Source organism: Telluria beijingensis, from assembly GCF_030770395.1.
In the GTDB taxonomy this organism is placed as follows: Bacteria; Pseudomonadota; Gammaproteobacteria; order Burkholderiales; family Burkholderiaceae_D; genus Telluria; species Telluria beijingensis.
Map to the genome: position 1 here is coordinate 2,099,269 of NZ_CP132480.1, position 25,582 is coordinate 2,124,850.

Below are 25,582 nucleotides of genomic sequence, written 5' to 3' on the forward strand. Positions count from 1 at the left end.
AAATTTTTTGCATGTTTTCAGGTCTCGTTCGGCCTGTATCAGGAAACACCGAACAATCCCATGTCCTGGAGAGCACCATGCCGTACCCCGCCATCCCCCTGGCCGCCTGCCTGCTGGCCGCCGTCCCCACCCTTGCCTGCGCGGCCGATGCGCCGGCGCGCACCTACCGTATCGAGGCCGGGCCGCTCGGCCCGGCGCTGAGCCGCTTCGCCGCCGCCTCCGGCGTGGCGCTGTCGTTCGACCCCGCGCTCGCGCGCGACCGCCAGGCCAGGGGCCTGACCGGCGCCTACACGGTGCCAGCCGGCTTCGCGGCCCTGCTCGAGGACAGCGGCCTGGAGGCGCGCGACCAGGGCAATGGCGCATGGACGCTGCAGCGCCAGCCGGCTCCCGCCATGCCGTCGCCGGCGCCTGCACGGCCGGCGCCGGCGGCCAGGGTCGACGCCCGCCTGCCCACCGTGGTGATCACCGGCGAGGCCGAGCGCGATGGCGATGCCGCCGCCGCCGGCTTCGTCGCCCGACGCAGCAGCGCCGCCTCGAAAACCTCGACCTCGCTGCTGGAGACGCCGCAATCGGTCTCGGTCGTCACCGCCGACCAGATCCGCGCCCAAGGCGCGCAATCGGTCGAGCAATCCGTGCAGTACACGGCCGGCACCATCATCGGCAGCAATGGCCCCAGCACCGAGCACGATTACGTGTTCGCGCGCGGCTTCACCGCCCGCCAGTTCCTCGATGGCGTGGGCCTGTACGCCAGCTACGTCTCGGGCGCCCAGCTGCGCATCGAGCCGTATGGCCTGGAGCGGGTCGAGGTGCTGCGCGGTCCGAGTTCGGCCCTGTATGGCCAGGTGGAGCCGGGCGGCCTGGTCAACCTGGTCAGCAAGCGCCCGACGTCCCGGCCGCTGCGCGAGGCGGGCCTGCAGGTCGGCAGCTTCGACCGCTACCAGGCCAGCGTCGACGTCGGCGGACCGCTCGGGCAGGACGGCAGCGTGAGCTGGCGCCTGACTGGCCTGGTGCGCGAATCGGGCACCCAGTCCGACTTCATGGACAACAACCGGCGCTATATCGCGCCGGCGCTGGCGTGGAAGATCGGCCCGCAAACGAGCCTGACCGTGCTGGCCCACTACCAGAAGGACGATGGCGGTGGCCGTGCCCAACCCCTGCCGCCCGAAGGCACCCTGCTGCCGAATCCGAATGGAACCGTGCCGCTCGACCGCTTCCTGGGCGAGCCCGGTTTCGATGGCATGCGGCGCGAGCAATCGTCGATCGGCTACCTGCTCGAGCACCGCTTCACGCCGGCCACCGTGTTCCGCCAGAACGGACGCCACAGCCGGGCAAACATGCGCGAGCTGTTCAGCCTGGTCGACTACTACGGCGCCTCGTGGGCGGCCGACTTGCGCACGGTGGACCGCTACGCCTGGGACAACCGCAACAAACTGTCGCTGAGCGGCATCGACAACCAGCTCGAGACCACCTTCGCCACCGGCGCGCTGCAGCACACGTTGCTGCTGGGCGCCGACTGGCGCCGCATTCGCGACCAGTGGGACTTCTATTCCGCCGACGAAGGCCCGCTCGACGTGTTTGCCCCCGTCTACGGCCAGCCGCTGGGCGAGTTCGCGCAGGCGATCGACGAGCGCACCACGCGCCGCCAGTCCGGCCTCTACCTGCAAGACCAGATCCGCTGGCAGCGCTGGACCGTGACCCTCGGCGCGCGCAACGACCGCGCGCGCGGCGGCACCCGCGACAACCTGGGCGAGGTCGATGCGCCGTTGCGGGATGACGCCACCACCTGGCGCGCCTCGCTCGGCTACCTGTTCCCGCAGGGCGTGGCGCTGTATGCGGGCGCCTCGACCTCGTTCGATCCGGTCTCGGGCCTGGACGGGGAGGGCCGCGCCTTCGAACCGTCGAAGGGCCGCCAGGCCGAAGCCGGCGTCAAGTACCAGCCGGCGGGCTCGAACAGCCTGTACACGCTGGCCGTGTTCGACCTGCGCCAGCGTAATGTGCTGACGCCCGACCCGAACCCGCCCGAGTCGAACCCCTGGGCCCAGATCCAGACCGGCGAGATCCGCGTGCGCGGCGTGGAGTTCGAAGCCAAGGCCCAGCTCACGCGCGCGCTGCGCCTGCTGGCGTCGTATACCCATTTCGACTCGGAGATCACGCGCAGCAATGGCGCCGACCTGGGACGCGAAAAGCCGTACACGCCGCGCAACCAGGCGGCGGCCTGGCTGGACTACCGTTTCGACGGCGCGCTGGCCGGCCTCGAACTGGGCCTGGGCGTGAACCGCCGTTCCGCGGTATGGGGTTTCAGCTACGATATGCGGGTGCCGTCGGTCACCCTGGCCGACCTGGCGCTGCGCTATCCGCTGGGACAACGCACCCAGCTCGCGCTGAATGTGCGCAACCTGGCCGACAAGCAGTACGTGTCCAATTGCAGCTATGCCGACGGCTGCGTCTTCGGCGAGCGGCGCACGGCCATCCTGAGCCTGACCCATGGCTGGTGAAGGGTCTTCATTGAAATGAGAATAATTCTCATTTAGAATGGTGGCTGTGGCGCGGCGTGCGCCAGGATTCCAGGAAGGAGCTGCCGATGCTGGCCGAACAGGACATCGAACGACTGCTATGCGAGCATGGCGCGCTGTTGCGGGCCCACGCGCAAGTCCAGGCGCGCTCCACCCTGTTGCTGCGCGAGCAGGCCGAGCGCCTGCGTCGCCTCGATGCGGAGCTGATGCGTGCACGCGCGGCGGCGGTCCGCAGCCTGACGGCGCTGGCCTGGGAACGCGAAGATCGCGCCGCGCTCGAAGAAGCGGCGCCGGGGCTCAAGCGGCGCGCCGCCATGGGGCGCCAGGTCGAGACCCTGCAGGCGCGGGTGCAAGAGCTGACGCGCCAGTTGCACCGGCGCGAGCTGGCCGACCACGCCGCGCACACCGCACAACTGGCCGATGCCTTGCCGCTGGAACTCGAAGCCAGCCTGCACGAGGCCGACCTGGTGATCTGCCAGGCCGGCTGCCTGAGCCACAACGATTACTGGCGGGTGCAGGACCACTGCAAGCGCAGCGGCAAGCTGTGCATGCTGGTGGACCAGCCGGACCGCTTGCAGATCGTCCGCATCGACAGTCTCACAGCGCAAAGATGATGTCGCTGATCTGTTCATAGAGCTTGTCGGCCGACGGGCCGCTGTTGGGCCAGTTCAGGATGTCGAAGTGGTCGTAGCCCTTGTAGTTGCCCAAGAAATTCCAGCTGCCGCGCACCGCCTTGCCATCGTAGTCGCGCGCCGGATGGCCGCTCGGCGCGCGCATGCTGATGGTGTTGACCACGCCATCGTTCGAGAACCAGTCGCTGTCGATCCTCTGGCGTCCCGGCGTGTTCACCGTATAGCCACCCATGCCGCGCTGCAGCGCCGACGGCACGATCCATTCGCCGGCGAAGGATTTGAAATAGGGGATCATGTCGGCGCGCGCATACTGGAACAGGGTGGTCTGGACCGGCGCGATCACGCGGTCGGTGCCGTTGCAGCACCAGCTGCCGCCCTCGGTCGCCACCGTGCCCACCGAAAAATAATAGATGTGCGGCGAGGTGCGCGCCCAGGCATTGAATTCGCGCGCGCCGTCCGGCGCCAGCTCCCATTGGGCCGCCTTGTGGGTGAGCAGGTCGCGCAGCGGCGCGTGCAGCTTGGGCAGCACTGCCAGCACCGCGTCGCTCAGGGTGGTGCCGTTGTGCGGGGCCGAGATCGTGGTCACGCTGCGGATCCAGCCGACCTTGCCGCCCTTGAACAATTCTCCATCGCCCTCGTCCTGGCTCGAGCCGTGTTCCAGCAGTTCGACCAGCGCGCGGATCGTGGTGCCGCCCATGCTGTGGCCGATCAGGTGGATCGGGTGCTCGGCGTCCCAGGCCGGATACAGCGCCAGCGGATAGTCTTGCGGATTGTTGCGTGGATCGGCGGCCCAGCATTTGCCGGGCGGTTTTTGTACCTGCCCGGGCAGTCCGTGGTCGCGCACGTGCGCCTTGCCATAGTCGACGCAGCCGCCCTTGATCTGGGCGTACAGGTCGGCCGCGCGGTCCCAGTTTGACGAGATCGGCCCCACGGCCGCGGCGAACACGGCGCGCGGCCCGCGGTAGATCTGCATTTGCGAGGCGATGTCGCCATAGCCGCCCCAGTAGTTGAAGCCGCTGTGCTGGAATTCCTCCGGCCCGAAGCCGAGGAAGCCGTGCACGAGGATGACGGGATCGTTATTGGCCGCGCTGGCGGCAGGGGCGGCGAGCAGGCCGAGTGCGACCAGCATGGTGGCACAGGCGTGGGCGAAGCGAACCATCTTGCGTCTCCGGTAAATGCGTCAAGCACATTGTCGGAGGTCGGACGGCGAATGGATTTGCGCTGCGTCGTACTGCAGCGCAGCAAATGGGACTGTGCGCGAGGAAACATGCGCACGCCGCTTGACAGCGGCGTGTCATATTTCAGGTGATGATACTGGCGTCGCTCAGCGCGCCGTGGTGCTGCCGACCGAGGTGGTGCGCTCCGAGCTCGTCGCCGTGGCCGGCGTGGCGCCCGGCACCGGCGTGCTGGACGCGGTGACGGCGGCCTTCTCGGCCTGGTCGAGGCGCTCGTCGCTCCACACCACGTAGTCGTCGACCGAGTACAGGCGGCACGGGTCCTTGCTCTTGGCCGAGCAGGTGGCCAGCGCGCGGCCGTCCGGGTCTTCGCCTTCCTCGGCCCAGGTCCAGCCGCCGCTGCTCGACACGGCGAAGGCGCGCGGCGTCATCTTGGTGAGATATTCGCGGTAGGCGCGGCGGCCGTGCTCGGACAGGAAGGGCACGGCGTCGACGTCGTCCACCTGGGCGAAATCGGTGCGCGCCGGGCTCGGCGGGGACTGGACGTCGACCACGACCGCGGTCGGCATGCCGATCTCTTGCAGGAATCGTTCGGTATCCTGCAGCCACACTTTTTCGCCGTCGCGGCTGGCCAGCATGCCGTGGGCATCGCGCTTGAAGGCGGGGAATTCGACCAGGCGGCCGCGCCCGCCGGCCTGGACGAAGGACGCATGCATGCGGCCCGCCAGTTCCGGCCCGAACAGCGAATCGTTCTGGCCATACATCCACAGGCTCGGCACCGTGGCTTTCGATCCGTATTCGGCGAAGGCCGACACCAGTTGCGAACGCCAGGCGCAGCGGTCGCTGTCGTCGCGCAGGCCGCCGGCGAAGTTGATCAGGCCGCGCAGGCCCGGCAAAGCCTGGGTGCCGAGGGCGATCGCGGCCAGGCCGCCATAGGACTGGCCGGCCACCACCATGCGCTCGCCGTCGACCCACGGCTGCTGGCGGGCGTAGTCGAGCGTGGAGCGGATGTCTTCGGCCTGGGTATAGCCGTTGGCCGTCATGTCGCAGCCATGGTCGCGGTAGCGTCCGCCCGAATTCGAGAAGCCCTGGCGCATCGGCACCATTACCGCATAGCCGCGCTTCACGAACGCGCTGGCCATGTAATAGAAGCGGTCGCGCGGCTGCAGGCTGGGGCGGCCGGGATCCTTGCCATGGTTGATGACGATCAGGGGGAAGGGGCCGGGACCGTTCGGCTGGAATACGGTGGTCTCGAGCGTCACGCCGCCATCGCCGGCCGGGACCTGGACGATGTGTTCGTTCATGCGGTAATCGAGCTGGGCCTTCAGGGACTCGGCGGCCGGAGTGGCCGGCAGTTCCTGCAGGTGGGCCACGGCGGGCAACATGGCCACTACGGCGATCGAAGCGGAAATCAGACGACGGAAAGACAGGGTGTTCGGCATGGCTGACTCTGGACTCGCGTAATGCATATTTACTGCCGTGCGGAACAATTTCCGCATGGAATAAACCGAGTCTAGGTCGAGAAAATCTCTAGAGCAATATCCGGTTGACAGCATACGACACTAAATTTTCGTGCGTGGTAAAAATGGCTACGCAACAAAAATCTTTATGAGAGCGTAAAATTCCGGTCTTAATAACTTACGGGTCATTTAATTGATGAGCAAGTACGCGCCGCGCGAATGGGCACCCGACGAGAAGCCGATGCTGCCCGGCTCGCCGTCGACGCCGGCCCATCCGACACGCGTACGCCTGGCCTATTTCGTGGTCGGCATCCTGGTCAGCATCACTGGCGGCCTGGGCAATGCGCTGGTCTCGGTCAACCTGCTGCACCTGCAGGGCGTGCTCGGCGCCACCCAGATCGAAGTCGCCTGGTTGCCTGCCGCCTATGTGATGGCGAATGCCTCGATGAACCTGCTGCTGGTGAAATTCCGGCAACAGTTCGGGCTGCGCCTGTTCACCGAATTCTTCCTTGTGCTGTACGCACTGGTGACCTTCGCCCACCTGTTCGTGGGCGGCCTCGGTTCCGCCATCGCCGTGCGCGCCGCCCACGGCATGCTGGCCGCCGCGCTGTCGACCCTGGGCCTGTACTACACGCTGCAGGCGTTTTCCAAGCCCTGGCGCCTGAAGGGCCTGACGATCGCGCTCGGCGTGGCCCAGTTGTCGCTGCCGCTGGCCTATATCTTTTCCAACGACCTGTTGCAGATCGCCGAGTGGAAGGGCTTGTACTCGTGCGAGCTGGGCCTGGCGCTGGTCTCGCTGGGCGCGGTGTTGCTCCTCAAGCTGCCGCCGGGCGACCGCTTCCAGGCCTTCCGCCCGGCCGACTTCCTGACCTTTTCGCTGTTCGCGCCCGGCATCGCGCTGCTGTGCGCGGTGCTGACCTTCGGACGCATCCTGTGGTGGCATGAAACGCCGTGGATCGGGGTCGCGCTGGCGGCGGCCATCGTCCTGCTGGCGGCCGCCATTTGTGTCGAGCACAACCGCGCCAATCCCTTGCTCAATATCCGCTGGCTCACCACCGGCAAGATCCTGCACGTGGCGCTGACCTTGCTGCTGGTGCGCATCGTGCTGTCCGAGCAGAGCGTGGGCGCGGTCGGCTTCCTGCGCGCGGTGGGCCTGGACAACGACCAGATGCGGGTGCTGTTCGGCTGCGTGCTGGCCGCCACCGTGGCCGGGATCGCGGTCTCGGCGCTGACCCTGAACATCGAACACCTGACCTGGCCGCGGGTGGTGGCGCTGCTGTGCATGGCGCTGGGCGCCTGGCTCGATGCCCATGCCAGCAACCAGACCCGGGCCGAGCAGATGTACCTCAGCCAAAGCCTGCTCGCCTTCGGCGGCACGCTATTCGTCGGGCCGTCGCTGGTGTCGCTGATCTTCACCGTGGTCGGCAATCCCGGTGCGCTGATCAGCTTCTCGGTGCTGTTCGGCCTGACCCAGAACCTGGGCGGCCTGCTCGGCTCGGCGCTGGTCGGCACCTTCCAGACATGGCGCGAAAAATTCCACTCCTCGCATATCGTCGAGCAGCTCAGTTCGCTCGACCCGCTGGTGGCCGGCCGTATCCAGTCCGGCGCCGCGGCGGCCGGCCGCTTGCTGGCCGATCCCGCCGCGGCGACGCGCCAGTCGCTGCAGTCGCTGGCGAGTACGGCCACGCGCGAAGCCAATATCCTTGCCTACAACGACGTATTCCTGGTGCTGGCCATCCTGGCCGCCGCGAGCGCCTGCTGGATCTTCCTGCACGCCGTGTGGCTGCATTATCATCCTGCTCCCCAGCCCGCGCCGGCAGCGCCGCCCGGCACGCCACCTCCACCCGATCCCGTGACCGACTGATATGCCTGAACCATCGACCGTCCCAAATCGCTCGCGCCGCATCCTGCTGAGCGCACTCGCCTTCGGCGCGATCGCCATCGCCGGCGTACTGATCGTGCTGTACGCCTGGAACCTGCCGCCGTTTCGCAGCGCACAGCAGAGCACCGAGAACGCGCTGGTGCGCGGCCAGGTGACGATCATCAGTCCGCAACTGAGCGGCTACGTGGTCGAGGTGCGGGTGCAGGATTTCCAGCAGGTCAAGAAGGGCGAACTCCTGATGCGCATCGACGAGCGCATCCCGACCCAGCGCCTGGCGCAGGCGCGCGCCGAACTGGCCAACCGCCAGGCGGCCCTGAGCAACTTCGCCCAGAGCCAGTCCAGCGCGCGCGCCACCATCGCGCAGAACCAGGCGCTGCTGGCTTCGAACGAAGCCCAGGCGCGGCGCGCGCAATCGGACCTGCGCCGGGTGGAAGAGCTGGCGGCCGACGGCTCGCTGTCGACGCGCGAACTGGACGCCGCGCGAGCCACCCAGGCGCAGGCCGCGGCCTCGCGCGAGCAGTCGCGCGCCGCGCTCGAGATCGCGCGCCAGAACCTGCGTTCGGTCGACGTCAACCGCGCCGCGCTCGAGGCGGCGGTGGCCAATGCCGAGGCGGCGGTGAAGCTGGCCGAGATCGACATGGCCAATACCCGCATCACCGCCCCGCGCGACGGACAATTGGGACAGGTGACGGTGCGCCAGGGCGCCTACGTGAACGCGGGCGCCCAGCTGACGGCGCTGGTGCCGAGCGCGATGTGGATCATCGCCAATATGAAGGAAACACAGATGGCCGATGTGGCAGTCGGCCAGCCGGTGAGCTTTACCGTCGATGCCCTGGGAGATGCGCGCTTGCGGGGCCACGTCGAACGCATCGCGCCGGCGACCGGTTCGGAGTTCTCGGTGATCGCGCCGGATAACGCCACCGGCAACTTCGTCAAGATTGCCCAGCGCATCCCGGTGCGCATCAGCATCGACCCGGACCAGCCGCTGGCGCAGCGCCTGCGGCCGGGCATGTCGGTGGTGACCACGATCGATACGGCGCCGGCAGGAGCGGCGCGGTGAGGCGCCGTCCGCTCCTTGTCGCGGCGCTGCCCCTGCTGTTGTCGGCCTGCGCGATGGCGCCGCAGCCGGCGCCGGAATCATCCTTGAGCGTGCCTGCAGCCTGGCGCACTGAGAGTACGGACGCCGCCACGGTCGATCGCGACTGGTGGCGCGCCTTCGGCGATCCGGTGCTCGATGGCCTGGTGCGGCGCGCGCTCGACAATAACGGTGACCTCAGGATTGCCCGCGCGCGCCTGCAGGAATACCAGGCGCGCATTCGTGTCGCCGACAGCGCGCGGCTGCCTGCATTGAACCTGTCATTGGGACCGACCCGCGCACGCGCCATCGGCCCGTTCGGCGAACCGGTCGAGACCACCTCGGTCGTCGGCGCGGTGCAGGCCAGCTATGAGCTGGACCTGTTCGGGCGCGTGGCCGGCAGCGTCGCGGCGGCGCGCTTCGAGTCGCTGTCGCAGGAGGCGGCGTTGGACGCCACGGCGCTGGCGGTGGCGGCGAACACGGCATCCAGCTACCTGACCCTGCTGGGCCTGGACGCCCAACTGGCGCTGGCGCGCGCGACCCTGGAATCGCGCGAGCGCTCGTTCGAACTCGCCCGCCACCAGTTCGAGGTCGGCTACAGTTCGCGCCTGGAGATGTCGCAGGCCGAGGCCGAGCTGCACGCGACCGCCGCCACCGTCCCCCAGCTGGAACGCCAGATCGCGCTGCAGGAACAGGCGCTGAACCTGCTGCTGGGCGCCAGTCCCGGCCCGGTGGCGCGGGGCGCCGATTTGATGGCCTTGCGCGAGCCGCGGCCCGCGCCGGGGCTGCCGTCCGAACTGCTGCGCCGGCGGCCCGACATCGCCCAGGCCGAACGGCTGGTGGCGGCCAGCGACGCCAGCCTGGCAGTGGCGCGCGACGCGCTGCTGCCGTCGATCCGCCTGACGGCGTCACTGGGCGCGCAGGGACATAGCCTGTCGCAGTTGCTGCGTTCGCCGACCGAGTTGTGGAGCATCGGCGGCAGCGTGCTGGCGCCGCTGTTCGACGCGGGCCGGCTGCGCGCCCAGGCCGAGATCGCGGGCACGGTGCGCGACCGCGCGGTGTTCACCTATGAATCGGTGGTGCGCACGGCGTTCGCCGAGACCGAGAATGCGCTGGCCTCGATCGAGGGGCTGCACCGGCAACTGGTCGAGGCCGAGGCGCGGCGGGTGGCGGCGAACGAAGTATTGCGGGTGGCGGGCAACCGCTATCGCAACGGCTATGCCTCGTATCTCGAAGAACTCGACGCCCAGCGCACGGCCTTCACTGCCGACCTGAATGCGCTGCAGTTGCGCGCGAGCCTGCTGGCCGCCCACGTCGACCTGTACCGCGCGCTGGGCGGTGGGTGGAGGCCGGCGCCATGAAGCGCGCGGTGTGCGATGTGTGCCTGCGCGCGCAGTCGGCGTGCATCTGCGGCTGGATCGTGCGGATCGAGGCGCAGGCCGGCTTGCTGGTGCTGCAGCATCCGCTGGAAGTCGGCAATGCCAAGAACAGTGCGCGGCTGCTGCACCTGAGCGTGGCGGGCAGCGCGCTGGCGGTGGGCGAGACCTTCGATGCGGCCGAACTGGATGGCTTGCTGCATGCGGACGGGCGCGTGCCGGTGCTGCTGTATCCGGAGACGGCGGGGGACCAGAACCTGCCGCCGCCGCCCCATGTCGCGTTGTCGGCGGAGCGGGTGCGGCTGGTGCTGCTGGACGCCACCTGGCGCAAGAGCCGCAAGATGCTGTACCTGAATCCGGCCTTGCAGCGCCTGCCGCGGTTGGCGCTGAGCGATGTGGCGCCGTCGAACTACCGCATCCGCAAGGCGCATGCGCCGCATCAGTTGTCGAGCCTGGAGGCGGCGGCGCAGGCGCTGGGCCAGCTGGAAGGCGATGGCGAGCGCTACCGGCCGCTGCTGGATGCCTTCGATGGGTTTGTTTCGCAACAGGCGTCGTACGGCGCGCTTGTATTCGGTAATGGGGCGGCGTAATATACTGTATAAATATACAGTATTGGAGCCGATCCCGTGGGCACTATCGACAATCCAGTTATCCGGGAACCGTTTGACGATGGGCATATCGCCTTCGCACCATCTCCGCCGCCGTTGGCGAAAAAGGGCCGTGGAGCGGTGTCGAACTTGCAGGGCCGCTACGAGGTCAATGGCCGCGAGCGCTTTGACGACGGCTGGGTAGTCGATCACGATGCCATGCCGGCATTCAAGACCGTCGTCACCGACGAGATCGCCAAGAGCATCCTATCGCGCAACAGTTCGCCAGACATCCCGTTCAGCGTTTCCTTGAATCCCTATCGCGGCTGCGAGCACGGCTGCATCTATTGTTTCGCGCGGCCGACGCACAGCTACCTGGGCCTGTCTCCGGGACTCGATTTCGAAAGCCGCCTGTTCGCCAAGGTCAACGCGCCCGAGTTATTGCGGCGCGAACTGGCAAAACCCGGCTACGTGCCAGAGCACATCGCTATCGGCGTCAACACCGATGCCTATCAACCCTGCGAGCGCGAGCGCAAGCTCACACGCGCGGTGCTCGAGGTGCTGGCCGAGTGCCGCCATCCGGCCGGCCTGATCACCAAGTCGTCGCTGATCGAGCGCGACATCGACATCCTGGCGCCGATGGCCGCCAATGGCCTGGCCTGTGCGGCGGTGACGCTCACCACGCTCGACGCCGAGATCTCGCGCACGCTGGAGCCGCGCGCCGCGGCCCCGATGCGGCGCCTGCGCACCATCCGCACGCTGGCCGATGCCGGCATCCCGGTGAGCGTCAGCGTGGCGCCGATCATCCCCTTCGTGACCGAACCCGAGATCGAGCGCATCCTCGAAGCGGCGCGCGATGCCGGCGCGGTCGGCGCGCATTACACGGTGCTGCGCCTGCCGCACGAGGTGAATCCGCTGTTCCAGGAATGGCTGCAGGCCCACTTCCCCGACCGTGCGCAGCGGGTGATGAACCGGATTCGCGAGATGCGGGGCGGGAAGGATTACGACAGCGATTTCGCGACCCGCATGAAAGGCGAGGGCGTGTGGGCCGACCTGATTCGCCAGCGCTTTGAAAAGGCGTCGCAGCGGCTCGGGTTCTCGGATTTGCGCGGGCGTTTCGGGCGGCTCGATGGTTCGCAGTTCAGGCGGCCACTGGTGGTGCCGCAGACGCTGAAGAGGGAGGGAAAGGGCGCTGGACAGCTGAATTTATTCTAGTAGCGAAATTGTGGACGGCCATGCCGGCGTGTGCCGGTGCGGGCTCCAGCGTACAATGCGATCTGTTGCTCCCTTGTACATCCTATGGCCACCTCGATTCCTGCAGCGCAGAACGGACACCCATTGAATCCCGCCGGGAAGGGCGGTTCCGCAGTGTCGGTAGAACATGGCCTGCACGCCGCCGGCGTCGGCCGCTTCCAGTACCGCATCTTCCTGATCTTCGGCCTGGTCTGGCTGGCCGACGCCATGCAGGTGCTGTCGATCGGCTTCAGCGCGCCGTCGATCGCCAAGACCTTCGGCCTGAGCATGCCGCAAGCCCTGCAGACAGGCACGCTGTTCTTCGTCGGCATGCTGATCGGCGCCTTCGCCTTCGGCCGCCTGGCCGATCGCATCGGCCGGCGTCCGGTGCTGATGATGGCGGTGGTGATCGACGCCTGCTTCGGCGTGGCGTCCGCCTTCGCGCCCGATTTCGCCTGGCTGCTGGCGCTGCGCTTCATGACCGGCATCGGCGTCGGCGCCACCCTGCCGGTCGACTACACGATGATGGCCGAGTTCCTGCCCAGCGACCGCCGCGGCCGCTGGCTGGTGCTGCTCGAATCGTTCTGGGCGCTGGGGACGATCTGCCTGGCCGTGCTGGCGCTGTGGGCGGTGCAGTGGGGCGACGATGCCTGGCGCCTGATCTTCTTCGTCACCGGCTTGCCGGCCCTGGTCGGTGTCGTCCTGCGCTTTTATGTTCCCGAGTCGCCGCTCTACCTGCACCGTAGCGGCAAGTCCGAAGAAGCCCGCGCCGTGCTCGCGCGCGTGGCCCGGACCAATGGCCGCGCCGTCGAGATCCCGGCGCTGCAACCCGAGCGTCGGGTGAAGACGTCGCTGTTCTCGCTGTTCAGGGATGGCCTGCGCCGCCGCAGTGTTTCACTGTTCCTGGCCTGGGGCCTGATCTCGATCGCCTACTACGGCGTGTTCGTCTACCTGCCGATCAGGCTGTCCGCCGAAGGCTTCGGTTTCATGCGCGGCCAGGAATTCCTGATCGTGCTGGCGCTGGTCCAGTTGCCGGGCTTCGCGCTGGCCGCCTATGGCGTCGAACGCTGGGGCCGCAAGCCGACGCTGGTCGGCTTCCTGTTGCTCAGCAGCGTAGGCTGCCTGGGCTACAGCCTGGGCAGCGCGACGGCGCTGGTGGTGGGCTCGACACTGCTGATGAGTTTTGCCCTGCTCGGCACCTGGGGCGCGCTGTATGCGTTCACGCCCGAAGTCTATCCAACCCGGCTGCGCGCCAGCGGCATGGGCATGGCAGGCGCCGTGGCCCGCTTCGGCGGCCTGTTCGCGCCGGCGATCGTCGCGCCGGTGATGGCGACGCACTTTACGCTGGCGCTGGCGATGCTGTCGAGCTTCCTGCTGGTGGGGGCGGTCGCCATCCTGTGCGTCGATACCGAGTCGCGTCAGCGGGCGCTCGACTGATGGTGGAGCTCATCGTATTCGTCGGGGCCGAGTCGACCGGCAAGTCGACCCTGGCCAGGCATCTGGCGCACCGTCTCGACGCCGGCTTCGTCCCCGAAATCGGCCGCTTCATCTGGGAAGAAAAACAGGGACGGCTGACCGCCGACGATTACGTCGAGATCGCCGAGCGCCACCGCGATGCCGAAGACGAGGCGGTCCGGCAGGCGACCGGCAAACTGGTCTTCGTCGACACCAACGCGCTCATCACGCTGCTGCTCGGCCTGTGCTTCGGTCAGGTCACCGAACCGGTCCCGCCCGCGCTGCTGCGCTACGCCGAGGATTGCCGCAGCCGCTACCTGCACCATTTCGTGTGCGCCGACGACATCCCGTATGAAGAAGAACCTGGCGTGCGCGAGAACGCCGCATGGCGCACCTACATCCAGCGCCTGGTGCTGGAAGACCTGAACCGCCGCGGCGTCGGCTACACGGTGTTGACGGGCACGCTGGAACAGCGCGCCGCGAAGGTGATGGAAGTACTGTCCGCACTCGGACAGCCAGATAGGCTCAGGCAGGTAGCGGCGTAACCCCGAAATCGGCCAGGTGCCGCTCGAGCGCGAACACGTGCGGATCGGGCTTGCCGAGTTCCCTCAACGCCTGCGCCAGGCCCAGCAGGTACTCGCTGTTCGGACCGCTCGGGCCTCGCGCCGACGCGATCTGGCGCGCGATATCGCGCTCGTCGGCCGGGCCGAGATAGGCCTCGTTCTCGTGCGTGGCGATGTACACGATGCCTTCGTCGCTGCTGCCGTCGTCGAAATGCATCTCGGTCGCGAGGCGCAGGTAGCCGTTCTTTTCGCGGTGGTCGAGGTGGGCGAATTCTTCGGGCGTCACCAGGTAGGCCATGCCGTGGCACAGCGCGCCGGCGTCCGGCACCAGCGTGACGACGCGCCCTGGCGCCGTCTCGGTGCCGCGGTGGTCATGCGAACCCTGCCAGAAGCGGCGCGACCAGCCGCCGATATGGGCCGGACGCCGGTCGATGAAGGGGAAGTCGGCCTTGAAGATCAGCGAACCATAACCGAACAGCCAGACACTTCGGCGGCCGTCGAATTTGTTCATCCGCTGGTTGATCGCGATCGTGTTGTGGGACATCGTGCAGTCACGTCAAGAAGAAAGATGCCGCTCATTGTAGCGTGGCCCGCGCCATCAGCGTTGCGACCGTTCCACATATCCAAACAGGAAATTGATATAACTCTCGGCCGCCGGCGAGAGCGAGCGGCCGGGGCGGGTGTACACGAAGAAGCGCCGCTGAAGCACCGGTTCGTCCAGCGGCCGCAACACCAGGCCATGCAGTTTCACCAACGGTGCGGCATACGGCAGGCAGACCGTCACCCCGAGCCCGGCGCTGACCATTGCCAGCGCCGTGGTCATGAAAGTCACCTCGTGCGCCGGCTTGATGGGCGTGTCGCGCAGCGCGGCATGCATATCGTCGAGCAGACGTTCCTTGAACTGCCCCTGCAGCGAAATGAACGGGTGCTGCGCCAGGTCTTGCCAGCGCACACGCGGCAGGGCGGCCAGGGGATGGTCTGGCAAGCAGGCCAGCGCGAACGGCATCTCGAACAGCTCGCGCGCCTCCAGCGGCGGCGCCGGCACGCGTTCGGGCCCGATGCCGATATCCGCCTCGCCCGACAGGACGCGGGCGATCACGCCTTCGACTTCGGTATCGCTCAGGCGTACCTCGATCGCCGGATGCTCCTTCCGATATGCCGCGATCGCCTCCGGCAGCAGGGTGCACGACATCAGTTGCGGCGCGGCGATGCGCACCAGCCCCTTCTTGAGGCGCGTGTGATCCGCCACGTTAGCCAGCGCACCGTCCAGGTCATCGATCATCTGGCTAAATAGGGGGAACAGTTCGCGCCCGATATCGGTCAGGATGATCCTGCGCGTGCTGCGGTCGACCACGCGCGCGCCCAGGGTCTGCTCGAGTTCCTTGATCAGGCCCGACAAGGCCGACTGCGTCACGTGGATCGCCTGCGCCGCGAGCGTGAAATTGCCGGTCTTGGCCAGGGCCACGAAGGCGCGCATTTGGCGCAGGGTGGGATTCATGAGATAACCTGATAAATCGGGTTGAAAATACTGTTTGTATGATAGTGCGTTTTGCATTGTAATGGTGGATACCCAGCAATATCGAAGGAATCACCCATGAAACTCGCCACCCTCAAAGCCGCCGGCCGCGACGGCACCCTGGTCGTCGTCAGCCGCGACCTCGTCACCTGCCAGGCCGTGCCCGACATCGCGCGCACCATGCAGGCCGCCCTGGACGACTGGGACGCGGTCGCGCCGCGCCTGCAACAGGTGTATGCCCAGCTCAACGACGGCAATGCCGACGGCGCCGAGTCCTTCATCGAGCAGGAATGCCACTCGCCGCTGCCGCGCGCCTACCAGTGGGCCGACGGCTCGGCCTATATCAACCACGTCGAACTGGTGCGCAAGGCGCGCAATGCCGAGGTGCCGGCCTCGTTCTATACCGATCCGCTGATGTACCAGGGCGGCGGCGATTCCTTCGTCGGCCCGTGCGACCCGATCGCGGCCTTATCTGAAGACTGGGGCATCGATCTCGAGGCCGAGGTCGCGGTCGTCACCGGCGACGTGCCGATGGGCGCCAACGTGGCGCAGGCGGCGGGCGCGATCCGCCTGGTCATGCTGGTCAACGACGTCTCGCTGCGCAACCTGATCCCGAACGAACTGGCGAAGGGTTTCGGCTTCTACCAGTCCAAGCCGGCCAGCGCCTTTTCTCCGGTCGCGGTCACGCCGGACGAGCTGGGCGAGGCCTGGCAGGACAGCAAGCTGCACCTGCCGCTGCTGGTCACACTCAATGGCAATGCCTTCGGCCGCCCGAACGCCGGCGAAGACATGACCTTCAGCTTCGCCCAGCTGGTCGCCCACGCGGCCGCCACCCGCGAGCTGTGCGCGGGCAGCATCATCGGTTCGGGTACGGTGTCGAACAAGCAGGGCAGCCTGCACGGCTCGAGCGTCGAGAACGGCGGCGTCGGCTATTGCTGCCTGGCCGAGGTGCGCATGTACGAAACCATCGAGCAGGGCAAGCCGAAGACGCCGTTCCTGGCATTCGGCGACACGGTGCGCATCGAAATGTATGACGCCGGCGGCGCCAGCATCTTCGGCGCCATCGACCAGGAAGTCTCCCGCTACCATGAGAGGCAACGATGAAGCTCTACACCTATTTCCGCAGCTCGGCCGCCTACCGGGTGCGTATCGCGCTCAACCTCAAGGGCCTGGCGTACGATGCGGTGCCGGTGCACCTGCTGAAGGATGGCGGCCAGCACCTGCAGGACGATTACCGCAAGATCAATCCGAGCGGCCTGGTGCCGTCGTTCCAGGACGACCGCATCACGCTGACCCAGTCGATGGCGATCATCGAATACCTGGAAGAGCTCCATCCCGAGCCGCCCCTGCTGCCGAAGGATGCGCCGGGCCGGGGCAGGGTGCGCGAGCTGGCCCAGATCGTCGGCTGCGACATCCACCCGGTCAACAACCTGCGCGTGCTGAACTACCTGGTCAAGCACCTGGGATTTTCCGACCAGGCCAAGACCGAGTGGTACCGCCACTGGATCATCGAAGGTTTCCAGTCGCTCGAGGCACACCTGGCGCGCGATCCCGGCGCCGGCCCGTTCTGCCACGGCGACCATCCGACCATCGCCGACTGCTACCTGGTGCCGCAGGTGTTCAATGCGCAGCGCTTCAATATCGACGTGTCGGCCTATCCGAACATCGACCGCATCAATTCGCTGTGCATCGAGCTGCCGGCATTCAAGGCGGCGCATCCGTCGCACCAGCCCGATACCGAGTAGCCCGTCCGGAGGCCGCCTTTTAGATATATTGCGTGCTAACATGGTATTTTCCATAAAGAAATACCATGGCCATACAACAAACGAAAGGCGCCATCCTGGTGCTGGAAAGCCCGTGGGGACTCGATAAGCGCGACGCGAATCGCAGCAGTGTCAGGCCATTTATCGAGGGCATGGCGAAATACTCCGGCGATGTCGAGGTATGCCATACCGTTTTCTATGACGAATACAGTTTTGAAGACGGCCTGAAAAAGCTGTGCAGGACGCCTTTCAGGAATACGCTGGTCTATGTCGCGGCGCACGGGAGCGAAACCCGCGCCGGCGCGGATCTCACCGCAATCAGCTCGGCGGTTCGCAAGCGCGCAAAGGAGTTCAATATTTCCGGGATGCTGCTTGGGAGCTGTTTTGCTGGCAGTATCACAAAAGCACATCAGTTCACGCTGCAAGGCAGCCCTCTGCGCTGGATCATCGGCTACGCGTCCGAATGTGACTGGCTGACCGGCACCATGATCGATTGTGCACTGTTGCATGAAGCGGTGCGTTTTCAAAAGAACAGCTATGGACAAGCGAATCTCGTGAAGCGCTTCAGTCAGGCGCTCGCACCGTTTTCGGCAGATGCGTACATCGGCGACGATAGCGAAGGCGAGCCCACTGCCTTGCGCGATTCACTGCAGATCGTGGTCCAAACGCCGGGAAGCGGTAATCTGCCAGCCGTCATCAGTGACGAGGTGTTTGCCGCGCACGCCCGGCTGCAGATCTAAGCGGCGCGCCGTTCGAGCGTGGCGGGCAGGGCGCGGCATGGCGGGCTACAATCCGGCCTCGCTCACTTTGCCAGTCCGCCATGACCACGACCGCCATTCCCGCCCCGATCCTGCACGCCCTCGACCTGGCGCACGCCTCCTGGCGCCCCATCCTCGAAGCCGGCCTGGAGGCCGTCGCCCGCGCCAACCCCGGCTACCTGCCGGCGCTGGCCGTCGATGACTACATGCCGACCGAAAACCGCCTGTTCGCCGCCTTCGCCCAGCCGCTGGACCAGGTCCGCTACGTGCTGGTGGGCGAGGGCCCGTATCCGCGCGCCGCGAGCGCGACCGGCGTCTGCTTCATGGACGGGGCGGTAGGGGAGTTATGGTGCGACACCGGCCTGTCGAAGCCGGTCAACCGCGCAACGTCGCTGCGCAACTTCATGAAGATGCTGCTGGTGGCGAGCGGCCAGTTGCAGCCTGGCGCGACCGGCGGTGCGGCACTGGCGCCTATCGCCCAGGCGGCATTGCAGGACGGCTCGATCCGGACCCTGGCGCAGCTGCAGGACAATCTGCACGGCCAGGGTTTCCTGCTGCTGAACGCGGCGCTGGTATTCCGCAAGCACGTGGCGCCGGCAATCGATGCGCGCGCCTGGCTGCCCTTCCTGCAGACGGTGCTGGCGGCGCTGGGCAAGCAGCGCACGCCGCCGACCCTGGTTCTGTGGGGCAAGATTGCCGAACAGCTAAAAAAGCTGCCCGAGACGGCCGCCTTCCCGCAGGCGCTGGCCGAACATCCCTATAACCTGAGCTTCATCGACCACCAGGGAATGCAGGGGCTGTTCGGCCCCATGGAACTGTTGCGCCAACGCTAATGGCCGTTTTTGGGGGTTCCAAGACAAGCTGTCCGCGATTTGCTATACTTGACTAAATCGTTCAACTAATCGGGTTTTTAGCCAGCCCCACGAGGGAATCGGTGTCCGCTGCGGGATAGTTGGAAAAGAGGAATATTTTAACATTAACCGGGGTTGTAATGCGTCTGACCACCAAAGGCCGTTTTGCTGTTACCGCGATGATCGATCTTGCTATGCGTCAAGGCAATGGTCCAGTCACGCTGTCGGGCATCAGCCAGCGCCAGGCCATTTCGCTGTCCTACCTGGAGCAGCTGTTCGGCAAGCTGCGCCGCCACGAGATCGTCGAATCGATCCGCGGCCCCGGTGGCGGCTACAGCCTGGCGCGTCCGGCGGGCAAGGTGACGGTGGCCGACATCATCATCGCCGTCGACGAGCCGCTGGATGCGACCCAGTGCGGCGGTAAAGAGAATTGCCATGGCGCCCATGCCGATGGCGCCCGCTGCATGACCCACGAATTGTGGACCACGCTGAACGAAAAAATGGTCGACTACCTCGATTCGGTCTCGCTGCAAGACCTGGTCGACCAGCAGCGGCAAAAAGAACAGAACGTCGTGCATGTGCACCGTGGCGCCCCCGCCGCCGTCGTTCAAGATTGAATGCGGATTGAAGCTTACTGGAGTGAATTGATGAACGCGCCTTTGGACAAGAAAACCGAGCAGAGCTTCGCGACTGCGCCCCATTTCCCGATCTACCTGGACTACTCGGCCACGACGCCGGTCGATCCACGGGTCGCGGATGCCATGATCCCGTTCCTGCGCGAGCAGTTCGGCAACCCGGCCTCGCGCAGCCATGCCTATGGCTGGAGCGCCGAGGCGGCGGTCGAAGAGGCGCGCCAGAACGTCGCGAACATGGTTGGCGCCGATCCGCGCGAGATCATCTGGACCTCGGGCGCGACCGAGAGCAACAACCTGGCGCTCAAGGGCGCGGCGCAGTTCTACAAGACCAAGGGCAAGCACATCATCACGGTCAAGACCGAGCACAAATCGGTGCTCGATACCGTGCGCGAACTCGAACGCGTGGGCTTCGACGCCACCTACCTCGAGCCGCAAGACAACGGCCTGATCACCGTCGAGCAGCTGCAGGCGGCCCTGCGCCCCGATACCATCCTGGTCTCGGTCATGCTGGTCAATAACGAGATCGGCGTGGTCCAGCCGATCGAAGAACTGGCCGCGCTGTGCCGCTCGAAAGGCATCATCTTCCACTGCGACGCGGCGCAAGCCGTCGGCAAGGTGGTCATCGACCTCGAGAAGTCGAAGGTCGACCTGATGACCTTCACCGCGCACAAGGTCTACGGCCCGAAAGGCGTCGGCGCCCTGTACGTGCGCCGCAAGCCGCGCGTGCGCCTCGAAGCGCAGATGCACGGCGGCGGCCACGAGCGCGGCCTGCGCTCGGGCACCCTGCCGACCCACCAGCTGGTGGGCATGGGCGAAGCCTTCCGCATCGCCAAGGAAGAGATGGAGAGCGAACTGGTCAAGGTGCGCGCGCTGCGCGACCGCCTGGCCAAGGGCCTGCTCGAGATCGAAGAGGTGTACATCAACGGCGACATGGACCACCGCGTGCCGCACAACCTGAACGTCTCGTTCAACTATGTCGAAGGCGAGTCGCTGATCATGGCGGTCAAGGATATCGCCGTCTCGTCCGGTTCGGCCTGCACCTCGGCCAGCCTGGAACCATCGTACGTGCTGCGCGCCCTGGGCCGCAGCGACGAACTGGCGCACAGCTCGATCCGCTTCACCATCGGCCGTTTCACGACCGAAGAAGAGATCGACTTCGCCGTCGACCTGCTCAAGGCAAAGGTCGGCAAACTGCGCGAACTGTCGCCGCTGTGGGACATGTTCAAGGAAGGGATCGACTTGAATTCGATCCAATGGGCAGCCCACTAAATCACTGAAGGAGCATCATCATGGCATATTCGGACAAAGTCCTGGACCACTACGAAAACCCGCGCAACGTCGGCGCCTTCGACAAGGGCGACGACGCCGTCGGCACCGGCATGGTCGGCGCCCCGGCCTGCGGCGACGTCATGAAACTGCAGATCAAGGTCAACGACCAGGGCCTGATCGAAGACGCGAAGTTCAAGACCTATGGCTGCGGTTCGGCCATCGCGTCGAGCTCGCTCATCACCGAATGGGTGAAGGGCAAGAGCCTGGACGAAGCGCTGGCGATCAAGAATACGCAGATCGCCGAAGAACTGGCCCTGCCGCCGGTCAAGATTCACTGCTCGATCCTGGCCGAAGACGCGATCAAGGCTGCCGTCGCCGACTACAAGGCGAAGCACGAAAAGGCAGCAGCGTAACAAATCCCGTAGAACCAAGCTGGAGAAGCACGAGATGGCAGTCACCCTCACCGAAAAAGCCGCGAAGCACGTCAACCGTTACCTCGAACGCCGGGGCAAGGGCATCGGCTTGCGCTTCGGCGTGCGCACCACCGGCTGCTCCGGCCTGGCCTACAAGCTCGAGTACGTCGACGAGAGCGCAGCCGAAGACGCGGTGTTCGAGTCGCACGGCGTCAAGGTCTTCGTCGACCCCAAGAGCCTGGCGTACATCGACGGCACCGAGCTCGATTTCGCCCGCGAAGGTCTCAACGAAGGCTTCCGCTTCAACAACCCGAACGTCAAGGACAACTGCGGCTGCGGCGAGAGCTTCCGTATCTAAGCCGATGCAGAATCACTTCGACCTGTTCCAGCTGCCGGCCCGTTTCGAGGTCGACCAGGACGCCCTCGACTCGGCTTATCGCGAAGTCCAGGGCCGCGTCCACCCGGACCGCTTCGTCAATGCGACCGACGCCGAAAAGCGCGTCGCAATGCAGTGGGCGACCCGCGCCAACGAGGCCTACCAAACCCTGCGCAATCCGCAGAAGCGCGCGCAGTATTTGTGCGAGCTGAACGGCGTCGACCTGCAGACCGAATCGAATACCGCCATGCCACCCGCCTTCCTGATGCAGCAGATGGAATGGCGCGAAGAGCTCGAGGATGCGCGTGCCGCGAAGGACGCGATCGCGCTCGACCGGCTCGACGCGCAGCTGCGCAGCGAGCGCAAGAACATGCTGGCGGCGGTTGCCGGTCAGCTGGATGCCGGCGATTTCGCCGGCGCCGCCCAGGGCGTGCGTGGCCTGATGTTCCTCGATAAATTCGGCGACGAAGTGCAATACGCCTTCGAAGCAATCGACGCTTGATTGTCGGCTGCATTGTGGGGTGGACGGCTCTGCCGTCCACGCGTTCAACCATCGCACGCCTATTTGCACATTTATCGGCAACGCACGCGCTTATCGGACGCGTGGACGGGAAACCCGTCCACCCCACGGTATATTCATCCGGCGCGTAAAATAGCAGTCGCTCCGACCCGGCGCAGAAAAACAATACTGGTATCACGACTATGGCACTCCTCCAAATCGCCGAACCCGGCATGTCCACCGCCCCCCACCAGCACCGCCTGGCCGTGGGCATCGACCTGGGCACCACCAATTCGCTCGTCGCCACCGTCCGTAGCGGCAGCCCAGAAGTGCTCAGCGACGAGGAGGGCCGCTCGCTGCTGCCGTCGATCGTGCGCTACCTGCCGAACGGCCATGCCAATATCGGCCACAAGGCGCGCGTGCACCAGACCACCGATCCCAAGAACACCATCGTTTCGGTCAAGCGTTTCATGGGCCGTGGCCTGAAGGACATCGCCCACGCCGAGAATCTCCCTTACGACTTCGTCGACGGCGAGGGCATGGTCCAGCTGAACACCGTCGCCGGCGTGAAAAGCCCGGTCGAGGTGTCGGCCCAGATCCTGGCCACCCTGCGCCAGCGCGCCGAGGATTCGCTGGGCGACGACCTGGTCGGCGCCGTGATCACCGTGCCGGCCTACTTCGACGACGCCCAGCGCCAGGCCACCAAGGACGCGGCCCAATTGGCCGGCCTGAACGTGCTGCGCCTGCTGTCCGAGCCGACCGCCGCCGCCATCGCCTATGGCCTCGACCATGGCAAAGAGGGCGTGTACGCGGTTTATGATCTCGGTGGCGGTACTTTCGACATCTCGATTCTTAAACTTTCAAAGGGTGTGTTCGAGGTGCTGTCGACCGGCGGCGACTCGGCCCTGGGCGGCGACGATTTCGATCATAGGTTGTTTTGCTGGATCACCGAGCAGGCCAAGCTGGCGCCGCTGTCAGACAGCGACACCGCGACCTTGATGGTGAAAGCGCGCCAGGCCAAGGAACTGCTGTCGACCAATGAAGAAACGACCGTCGAGGCGATCCTGAAGTCGGGCGAGATCGTGCAGGTGACGGTCACCGCCGAAGTCTTCAGCGAGATCACCAAGCACCTGGTCGGCAAGACCATGAACGCGATCCGCAAGGCGATGCGCGATGCGAGCGTCAGTGTCGACGACGTCGACGGCGTGGTGATGGTCGGCGGCGCGACGCGCATGCCGCACGTGCGCCGCGCGGTCTCCGAATTCTTCCAGACCATCCCGCACGCGAACATCGATCCAGACCGCGTGGTGGCGCTGGGCGCCGCGATCCAGGCCGATCTGCTGGCCGGCAACCGCCTCGATGCCGACGACTGGCTGCTGCTGGACGTGACGCCGCTGTCGCTGGGTATCGAGACGATGGGCGGGCTGGTCGAGAAGATCATTCCGCGCAATTCGACGATCCCCGTGGCGCGCGCCCAGGAATTCACGACCTTCAAGGATGGCCAGACCGCGCTGGCGGTGCACGTGGTGCAGGGCGAGCGCGAGCTGGTGTCGGATTGCCGTTCGCTGGCGCGCTTCGAGCTGCGCGGCATTCCGCCAATGGCGGCCGGCGCGGCGCGCATTCGCGTGACGTACCAGGTCGATGCCGACGGCCTGCTGTCGGTCGCGGCGCGCGAGATGCGTTCGGGCGTGGAAGCGTCGATCACGGTCAAGCCGTCATACGGCCTGGGCGACGACGACGTGGCGCGCATGCTGCAGGAATCGTATTCGTCGGCATCGGAAGACATGCAGATGCGCGCACTGCGCGAAGAGCAGGTCGAGGCCGAACGCATCCTGCTGGCGACGCAGTCGGCGCTGGATGCCGATGTCGAATTGTTGTCGCAGGAAGAGCAGGCCGCGATTGGCGAGCAGCTGCAGGCCGTGCGCGACGTGGTGGTGGCGTCGAGCGACGACGCTACGCCGCCAGGCCAGCGCCAGGATGCCCTGCACGCCGCGGTGCAGGCGCTCGCCAAGGGCACCGAGGAATTCGCCGCCCGCCGCATGGACAAGAGCGTGCGCAAGGCGCTGGCGGGCAAGTCGCTGGACGAGGTTTGATCGTCAACCGAAAACCGTTGGCTGAACACTCGGCCCGCGCCTGATGCACGTCGTTCCCGCGAAGGCGGGAACCCAAGGTTCATGCGCAGCTACCGATGCTGATTGTAGTGGTAGCGCAACCGACTTGGGTTCCCGCCTACGCGGTAACGACGTAGCAAAGTTCGCGGCATAGAATAAGCAGTAGCGCACCATATACAACATACAAACCGAGGTAACCCAAGTGCCACAAATCGTCATCCTTCCCCACCCGGTGTTCTGCCCCGACGGCGCCGTGCTCGAAGCCCCAGCCGGCAAGTCGGTCTGCGACGTCCTGCTCGACAACGACATCGACATCGAGCACGCCTGCGACCGCGTCTGCGCCTGCACCACTTGCCATGTGATCGTGCGCGAAGGTTTCGACTCGCTGAACGAGCAGGAAGAAAAAGAAGAAGACATGCTCGACAAGGCCTGGGGCCTGGAGCCGAACTCGCGCCTGTCGTGCCAGGCGATCGTGGCGGAAGAAGACCTGGTGGTCGAGATCCCGAAATACACGATCAACCACGCCGCCGAAAAGAACCACTGAGCCGTCCATGAAGCGACTTGAGCAAGCCAGGAAAGCCCCGGCACCACAGGAACTGCCGCCAGAGGTCCGTCCCGGCCAGTCGATCGAGCTGCTCAAGGAGCTGCACATCCTGACCCGCGACGGCAAGCTGAACCAGGACAGCCGCCGCAAGCTCAAGCAGGTCTACCACCTGTACAACTTCATCGAGCCGCTGCTGCGCGATGTGAAGAACGAGAAGGGCACTGTCTCGCTGGTCGACCATGGCGCCGGCAAGTCCTACCTCGGCTTCATCCTGTACGACCTGTTCGTCAAGGCCGAGGGCGAGGGCAGCCACATCTACGGCATCGAGACCCGCGAAGAACTGGTCAGCAAATCGACCGAGCTCGCCGCGCGCCTGGGTTTTGATGGGATGTCGTTCCTGCCGCTGTCGGTGGCCGAATCGACCACCTCGCAAGAACTGCCCGAGACCATCGACATCGTCACCGCGCTGCACGCCTGTAACACCGCCACCGACGACGCCATCGACTTCGCCCTCAAGAAGAAGGCCAAGCACATGGTGCTGGTGCCGTGCTGCCAGGCCGAAGTCGCGTCCGTCCTGCGCAAGAACAAGGGCAAGGACCTGGGCCGCAGCGCGCTGACCGAGATCTGGCGCCACCCGATCCATACCCGCGAATTCGGCAGCCAGATCACCAATGTGCTGCGCTGCCTGCAGCTCGAGGCCCATGGCTACCAGGTCACGGTCACCGAACTGGTGGGCTGGGAGCACTCGATGAAGAACGAGCTGATCGTCGCCACCTATAAAAACCTGCCGCGCCGGCGGCCGGCCGAGCGCCTGCAGGAAGTGCTGCACGAGGTTGGCCTGGATGAGATGAAGAGCCGTTTCTACACCCCGCACGCCGAGACCACGGAATAAGAAG

The 25,582-nt window shown here is 66.0% G+C and carries 25 protein-coding genes; 21 read left to right on the forward strand and 4 right to left on the reverse strand.

Annotated features, from left to right (window positions below):
* Positions 1 to 77: 77 nt before the first annotated feature.
* Both Q9246_RS09305 and Q9246_RS09310 read left to right on the forward strand, forming a co-directional pair.
* Positions 78 to 2,495 (forward strand): TonB-dependent siderophore receptor, encoded by a 2,418-nt coding sequence (locus tag Q9246_RS09305; protein ID WP_306397201.1) that lies wholly within the window; start codon positions 78 to 80, stop codon positions 2,493 to 2,495.
* Positions 2,496 to 2,581: 86 nt separating this feature from the next.
* On the forward strand, positions 2,582 to 3,127 hold the full coding sequence (locus Q9246_RS09310) for a DUF2325 domain-containing protein (protein WP_306397204.1): 546 nt from the start codon (positions 2,582 to 2,584) through the stop codon (positions 3,125 to 3,127).
* On the opposite strand, the gene Q9246_RS09315 is transcribed toward Q9246_RS09310, so the two are convergent.
* The gene (locus Q9246_RS09315; protein WP_306397205.1) at positions 3,111 to 4,304 is read right to left on the reverse strand and encodes an esterase/lipase family protein; all 1,194 of its coding nucleotides are present in this window, start codon (positions 4,302 to 4,304) and stop codon (positions 3,111 to 3,113) included. The genes Q9246_RS09310 and Q9246_RS09315 overlap by 17 nt on opposite strands.
* Positions 4,305 to 4,469: 165 nt before the next feature.
* Positions 4,470 to 5,762 (reverse strand): dienelactone hydrolase family protein, encoded by a 1,293-nt coding sequence (locus tag Q9246_RS09320; RefSeq protein ID WP_306397206.1) that lies wholly within the window; start codon positions 5,760 to 5,762, stop codon positions 4,470 to 4,472.
* A 214-nt stretch (positions 5,763 to 5,976) separates the two neighbouring features.
* On the opposite strand from Q9246_RS09320, the gene Q9246_RS09325 reads away from it, so the two are divergent.
* The 7 genes from Q9246_RS09325 to Q9246_RS09355 all read left to right on the forward strand — a co-directional run bounded on the left by Q9246_RS09325 (position 5,977) and on the right by Q9246_RS09355 (position 13,933).
* The gene (locus Q9246_RS09325) at positions 5,977 to 7,644 is read left to right on the forward strand and encodes an efflux MFS transporter permease (RefSeq protein ID WP_306397207.1); all 1,668 of its coding nucleotides are present in this window, start codon (positions 5,977 to 5,979) and stop codon (positions 7,642 to 7,644) included.
* A gap of 1 nt (position 7,645) precedes the next feature.
* Positions 7,646 to 8,722, forward strand: a complete 1,077-nt coding sequence (locus tag Q9246_RS09330) for an HlyD family secretion protein (protein WP_306397209.1) — start codon at positions 7,646 to 7,648, stop codon at positions 8,720 to 8,722.
* Entirely contained in the window at positions 8,719 to 10,098 is a 1,380-nt protein-coding gene (locus tag Q9246_RS09335) for an efflux transporter outer membrane subunit (protein WP_306397210.1), read from the forward strand. The genes Q9246_RS09330 and Q9246_RS09335 overlap by 4 nt, the downstream gene beginning before the upstream one ends.
* Complete coding sequence (locus Q9246_RS09340; RefSeq protein WP_306397211.1) at positions 10,095 to 10,703, forward strand: tRNA-uridine aminocarboxypropyltransferase; 609 nt, start codon at positions 10,095 to 10,097, stop codon at positions 10,701 to 10,703. Before Q9246_RS09335 ends, Q9246_RS09340 begins: the two co-directional genes overlap by 4 nt.
* A 60-nt stretch (positions 10,704 to 10,763) precedes the next feature.
* Positions 10,764 to 11,915 carry a PA0069 family radical SAM protein gene (locus Q9246_RS09345; RefSeq protein WP_306398131.1) on the forward strand — a complete coding sequence of 384 codons (1,152 nt, stop codon included), beginning with the start codon at positions 10,764 to 10,766 and terminating at the stop codon, positions 11,913 to 11,915.
* A gap of 84 nt (positions 11,916 to 11,999) precedes the next feature.
* Positions 12,000 to 13,370, forward strand: coding sequence for an MFS transporter (locus Q9246_RS09350; RefSeq protein ID WP_306397212.1), 1,371 nt, complete (start codon positions 12,000 to 12,002; stop codon positions 13,368 to 13,370).
* Positions 13,370 to 13,933, forward strand: a complete 564-nt coding sequence (locus tag Q9246_RS09355) for an ATP-binding protein (RefSeq protein ID WP_306397213.1) — start codon at positions 13,370 to 13,372, stop codon at positions 13,931 to 13,933. The genes Q9246_RS09350 and Q9246_RS09355 overlap by 1 nt, the downstream gene beginning before the upstream one ends.
* Here Q9246_RS09355 and Q9246_RS09360 read toward each other — a convergent pair.
* Together Q9246_RS09360 and Q9246_RS09365 are read right to left on the reverse strand one after the other, a co-directional pair.
* Positions 13,914 to 14,495: a gamma-glutamylcyclotransferase gene (locus Q9246_RS09360; RefSeq protein WP_306397215.1), complete on the reverse strand. Its 582-nt coding sequence runs from the start codon at positions 14,493 to 14,495 to the stop codon at positions 13,914 to 13,916. The genes Q9246_RS09355 and Q9246_RS09360 overlap by 20 nt on opposite strands.
* A 54-nt stretch (positions 14,496 to 14,549) precedes the next feature.
* Positions 14,550 to 15,449, reverse strand: a complete 900-nt coding sequence (locus tag Q9246_RS09365) for a LysR family transcriptional regulator (protein ID WP_306397216.1) — start codon at positions 15,447 to 15,449, stop codon at positions 14,550 to 14,552.
* 96 nt (positions 15,450 to 15,545) lie between these two features.
* On the opposite strand from Q9246_RS09365, the gene Q9246_RS09370 reads away from it, so the two are divergent.
* From Q9246_RS09370 to Q9246_RS09425, 12 genes are all read left to right on the forward strand, one after another.
* Positions 15,546 to 16,571 carry a fumarylacetoacetate hydrolase family protein gene (locus Q9246_RS09370; protein WP_306397218.1) on the forward strand — a complete coding sequence of 342 codons (1,026 nt, stop codon included), beginning with the start codon at positions 15,546 to 15,548 and terminating at the stop codon, positions 16,569 to 16,571.
* The gene (maiA, locus tag Q9246_RS09375) at positions 16,568 to 17,212 is read left to right on the forward strand and encodes a maleylacetoacetate isomerase (protein ID WP_306397219.1); all 645 of its coding nucleotides are present in this window, start codon (positions 16,568 to 16,570) and stop codon (positions 17,210 to 17,212) included. The genes Q9246_RS09370 and maiA overlap by 4 nt, the downstream gene beginning before the upstream one ends.
* Positions 17,213 to 17,277: 65 nt before the next feature.
* Positions 17,278 to 17,970: a hypothetical protein gene (locus tag Q9246_RS09380; RefSeq protein ID WP_306397220.1), complete on the forward strand. Its 693-nt coding sequence runs from the start codon at positions 17,278 to 17,280 to the stop codon at positions 17,968 to 17,970.
* Between the two features lie 80 nt (positions 17,971 to 18,050).
* Positions 18,051 to 18,821, forward strand: coding sequence for a uracil-DNA glycosylase family protein (locus Q9246_RS09385; RefSeq protein ID WP_306397222.1), 771 nt, complete (start codon positions 18,051 to 18,053; stop codon positions 18,819 to 18,821).
* A 158-nt stretch (positions 18,822 to 18,979) separates the two neighbouring features.
* Positions 18,980 to 19,456 (forward strand): Fe-S cluster assembly transcriptional regulator IscR, encoded by a 477-nt coding sequence (iscR, locus tag Q9246_RS09390; protein WP_306397224.1) that lies wholly within the window; start codon positions 18,980 to 18,982, stop codon positions 19,454 to 19,456.
* Between the two features lie 30 nt (positions 19,457 to 19,486).
* On the forward strand, positions 19,487 to 20,743 hold the full coding sequence (locus tag Q9246_RS09395) for an IscS subfamily cysteine desulfurase (protein ID WP_306397226.1): 1,257 nt from the start codon (positions 19,487 to 19,489) through the stop codon (positions 20,741 to 20,743).
* A 20-nt stretch (positions 20,744 to 20,763) separates the two neighbouring features.
* Positions 20,764 to 21,156 carry a Fe-S cluster assembly scaffold IscU gene (gene iscU, locus Q9246_RS09400; protein WP_005666324.1) on the forward strand — a complete coding sequence of 131 codons (393 nt, stop codon included), beginning with the start codon at positions 20,764 to 20,766 and terminating at the stop codon, positions 21,154 to 21,156.
* Positions 21,157 to 21,190: 34 nt separating this feature from the next.
* The gene (gene iscA, locus Q9246_RS09405; RefSeq protein ID WP_306397229.1) at positions 21,191 to 21,514 is read left to right on the forward strand and encodes an iron-sulfur cluster assembly protein IscA; all 324 of its coding nucleotides are present in this window, start codon (positions 21,191 to 21,193) and stop codon (positions 21,512 to 21,514) included.
* A 4-nt stretch (positions 21,515 to 21,518) separates the two neighbouring features.
* On the forward strand, positions 21,519 to 22,034 hold the full coding sequence (gene hscB / locus Q9246_RS09410) for a Fe-S protein assembly co-chaperone HscB (RefSeq protein ID WP_306397232.1): 516 nt from the start codon (positions 21,519 to 21,521) through the stop codon (positions 22,032 to 22,034).
* Positions 22,035 to 22,234: 200 nt separating this feature from the next.
* Positions 22,235 to 24,124 (forward strand): Fe-S protein assembly chaperone HscA, encoded by a 1,890-nt coding sequence (gene hscA / locus Q9246_RS09415; RefSeq protein ID WP_306397233.1) that lies wholly within the window; start codon positions 22,235 to 22,237, stop codon positions 24,122 to 24,124.
* Between the two features lie 220 nt (positions 24,125 to 24,344).
* A complete protein-coding gene (fdx, locus tag Q9246_RS09420; protein ID WP_306397235.1) occupies positions 24,345 to 24,686 on the forward strand; it encodes an ISC system 2Fe-2S type ferredoxin in 342 nt (113 codons plus the stop codon).
* 7 nt (positions 24,687 to 24,693) lie between these two features.
* Positions 24,694 to 25,578, forward strand: coding sequence for a class I SAM-dependent methyltransferase (locus tag Q9246_RS09425; protein WP_306397237.1), 885 nt, complete (start codon positions 24,694 to 24,696; stop codon positions 25,576 to 25,578).
* Positions 25,579 to 25,582 lie beyond the last annotated feature (4 nt).

Bases quoted from the DNA above. Each gene is read 5' to 3' on its own strand.
- Q9246_RS09305 (WP_306397201.1), top strand. From the start codon at position 78: ATGCCGTACCCCGCCATCCCCCTGGCCGCCTGCCTGCTGGCCGCCGTC.
- Q9246_RS09310 (WP_306397204.1), top strand. From the start codon at position 2,582: ATGCTGGCCGAACAGGACATCGAACGACTGCTATGCGAGCATGGCGCG.
- Q9246_RS09315 (WP_306397205.1), bottom strand. From the start codon at position 4,304: ATGGTTCGCTTCGCCCACGCCTGTGCCACCATGCTGGTCGCACTCGGC.
- Q9246_RS09320 (WP_306397206.1), bottom strand. From the start codon at position 5,762: ATGCCGAACACCCTGTCTTTCCGTCGTCTGATTTCCGCTTCGATCGCC.
- Q9246_RS09325 (WP_306397207.1), top strand. From the start codon at position 5,977: ATGAGCAAGTACGCGCCGCGCGAATGGGCACCCGACGAGAAGCCGATG.
- Q9246_RS09330 (WP_306397209.1), top strand. From the start codon at position 7,646: ATGCCTGAACCATCGACCGTCCCAAATCGCTCGCGCCGCATCCTGCTG.
- Q9246_RS09340 (WP_306397211.1), top strand. From the start codon at position 10,095: ATGAAGCGCGCGGTGTGCGATGTGTGCCTGCGCGCGCAGTCGGCGTGC.
- Q9246_RS09350 (WP_306397212.1), top strand. From the start codon at position 12,000: ATGGCCACCTCGATTCCTGCAGCGCAGAACGGACACCCATTGAATCCC.
- Q9246_RS09355 (WP_306397213.1), top strand. From the start codon at position 13,370: ATGGTGGAGCTCATCGTATTCGTCGGGGCCGAGTCGACCGGCAAGTCG.
- Q9246_RS09360 (WP_306397215.1), bottom strand. From the start codon at position 14,495: ATGTCCCACAACACGATCGCGATCAACCAGCGGATGAACAAATTCGAC.
- Q9246_RS09365 (WP_306397216.1), bottom strand. From the start codon at position 15,449: ATGAATCCCACCCTGCGCCAAATGCGCGCCTTCGTGGCCCTGGCCAAG.
- Q9246_RS09370 (WP_306397218.1), top strand. From the start codon at position 15,546: ATGAAACTCGCCACCCTCAAAGCCGCCGGCCGCGACGGCACCCTGGTC.
- maiA (WP_306397219.1), top strand. From the start codon at position 16,568: ATGAAGCTCTACACCTATTTCCGCAGCTCGGCCGCCTACCGGGTGCGT.
- Q9246_RS09380 (WP_306397220.1), top strand. From the start codon at position 17,278: ATGGCCATACAACAAACGAAAGGCGCCATCCTGGTGCTGGAAAGCCCG.
- Q9246_RS09385 (WP_306397222.1), top strand. From the start codon at position 18,051: ATGACCACGACCGCCATTCCCGCCCCGATCCTGCACGCCCTCGACCTG.
- iscR (WP_306397224.1), top strand. From the start codon at position 18,980: ATGCGTCTGACCACCAAAGGCCGTTTTGCTGTTACCGCGATGATCGAT.
- Q9246_RS09395 (WP_306397226.1), top strand. From the start codon at position 19,487: ATGAACGCGCCTTTGGACAAGAAAACCGAGCAGAGCTTCGCGACTGCG.
- iscU (WP_005666324.1), top strand. From the start codon at position 20,764: ATGGCATATTCGGACAAAGTCCTGGACCACTACGAAAACCCGCGCAAC.
- iscA (WP_306397229.1), top strand. From the start codon at position 21,191: ATGGCAGTCACCCTCACCGAAAAAGCCGCGAAGCACGTCAACCGTTAC.
- hscB (WP_306397232.1), top strand. From the start codon at position 21,519: ATGCAGAATCACTTCGACCTGTTCCAGCTGCCGGCCCGTTTCGAGGTC.
- hscA (WP_306397233.1), top strand. From the start codon at position 22,235: ATGGCACTCCTCCAAATCGCCGAACCCGGCATGTCCACCGCCCCCCAC.
- Q9246_RS09425 (WP_306397237.1), top strand. From the start codon at position 24,694: ATGAAGCGACTTGAGCAAGCCAGGAAAGCCCCGGCACCACAGGAACTG.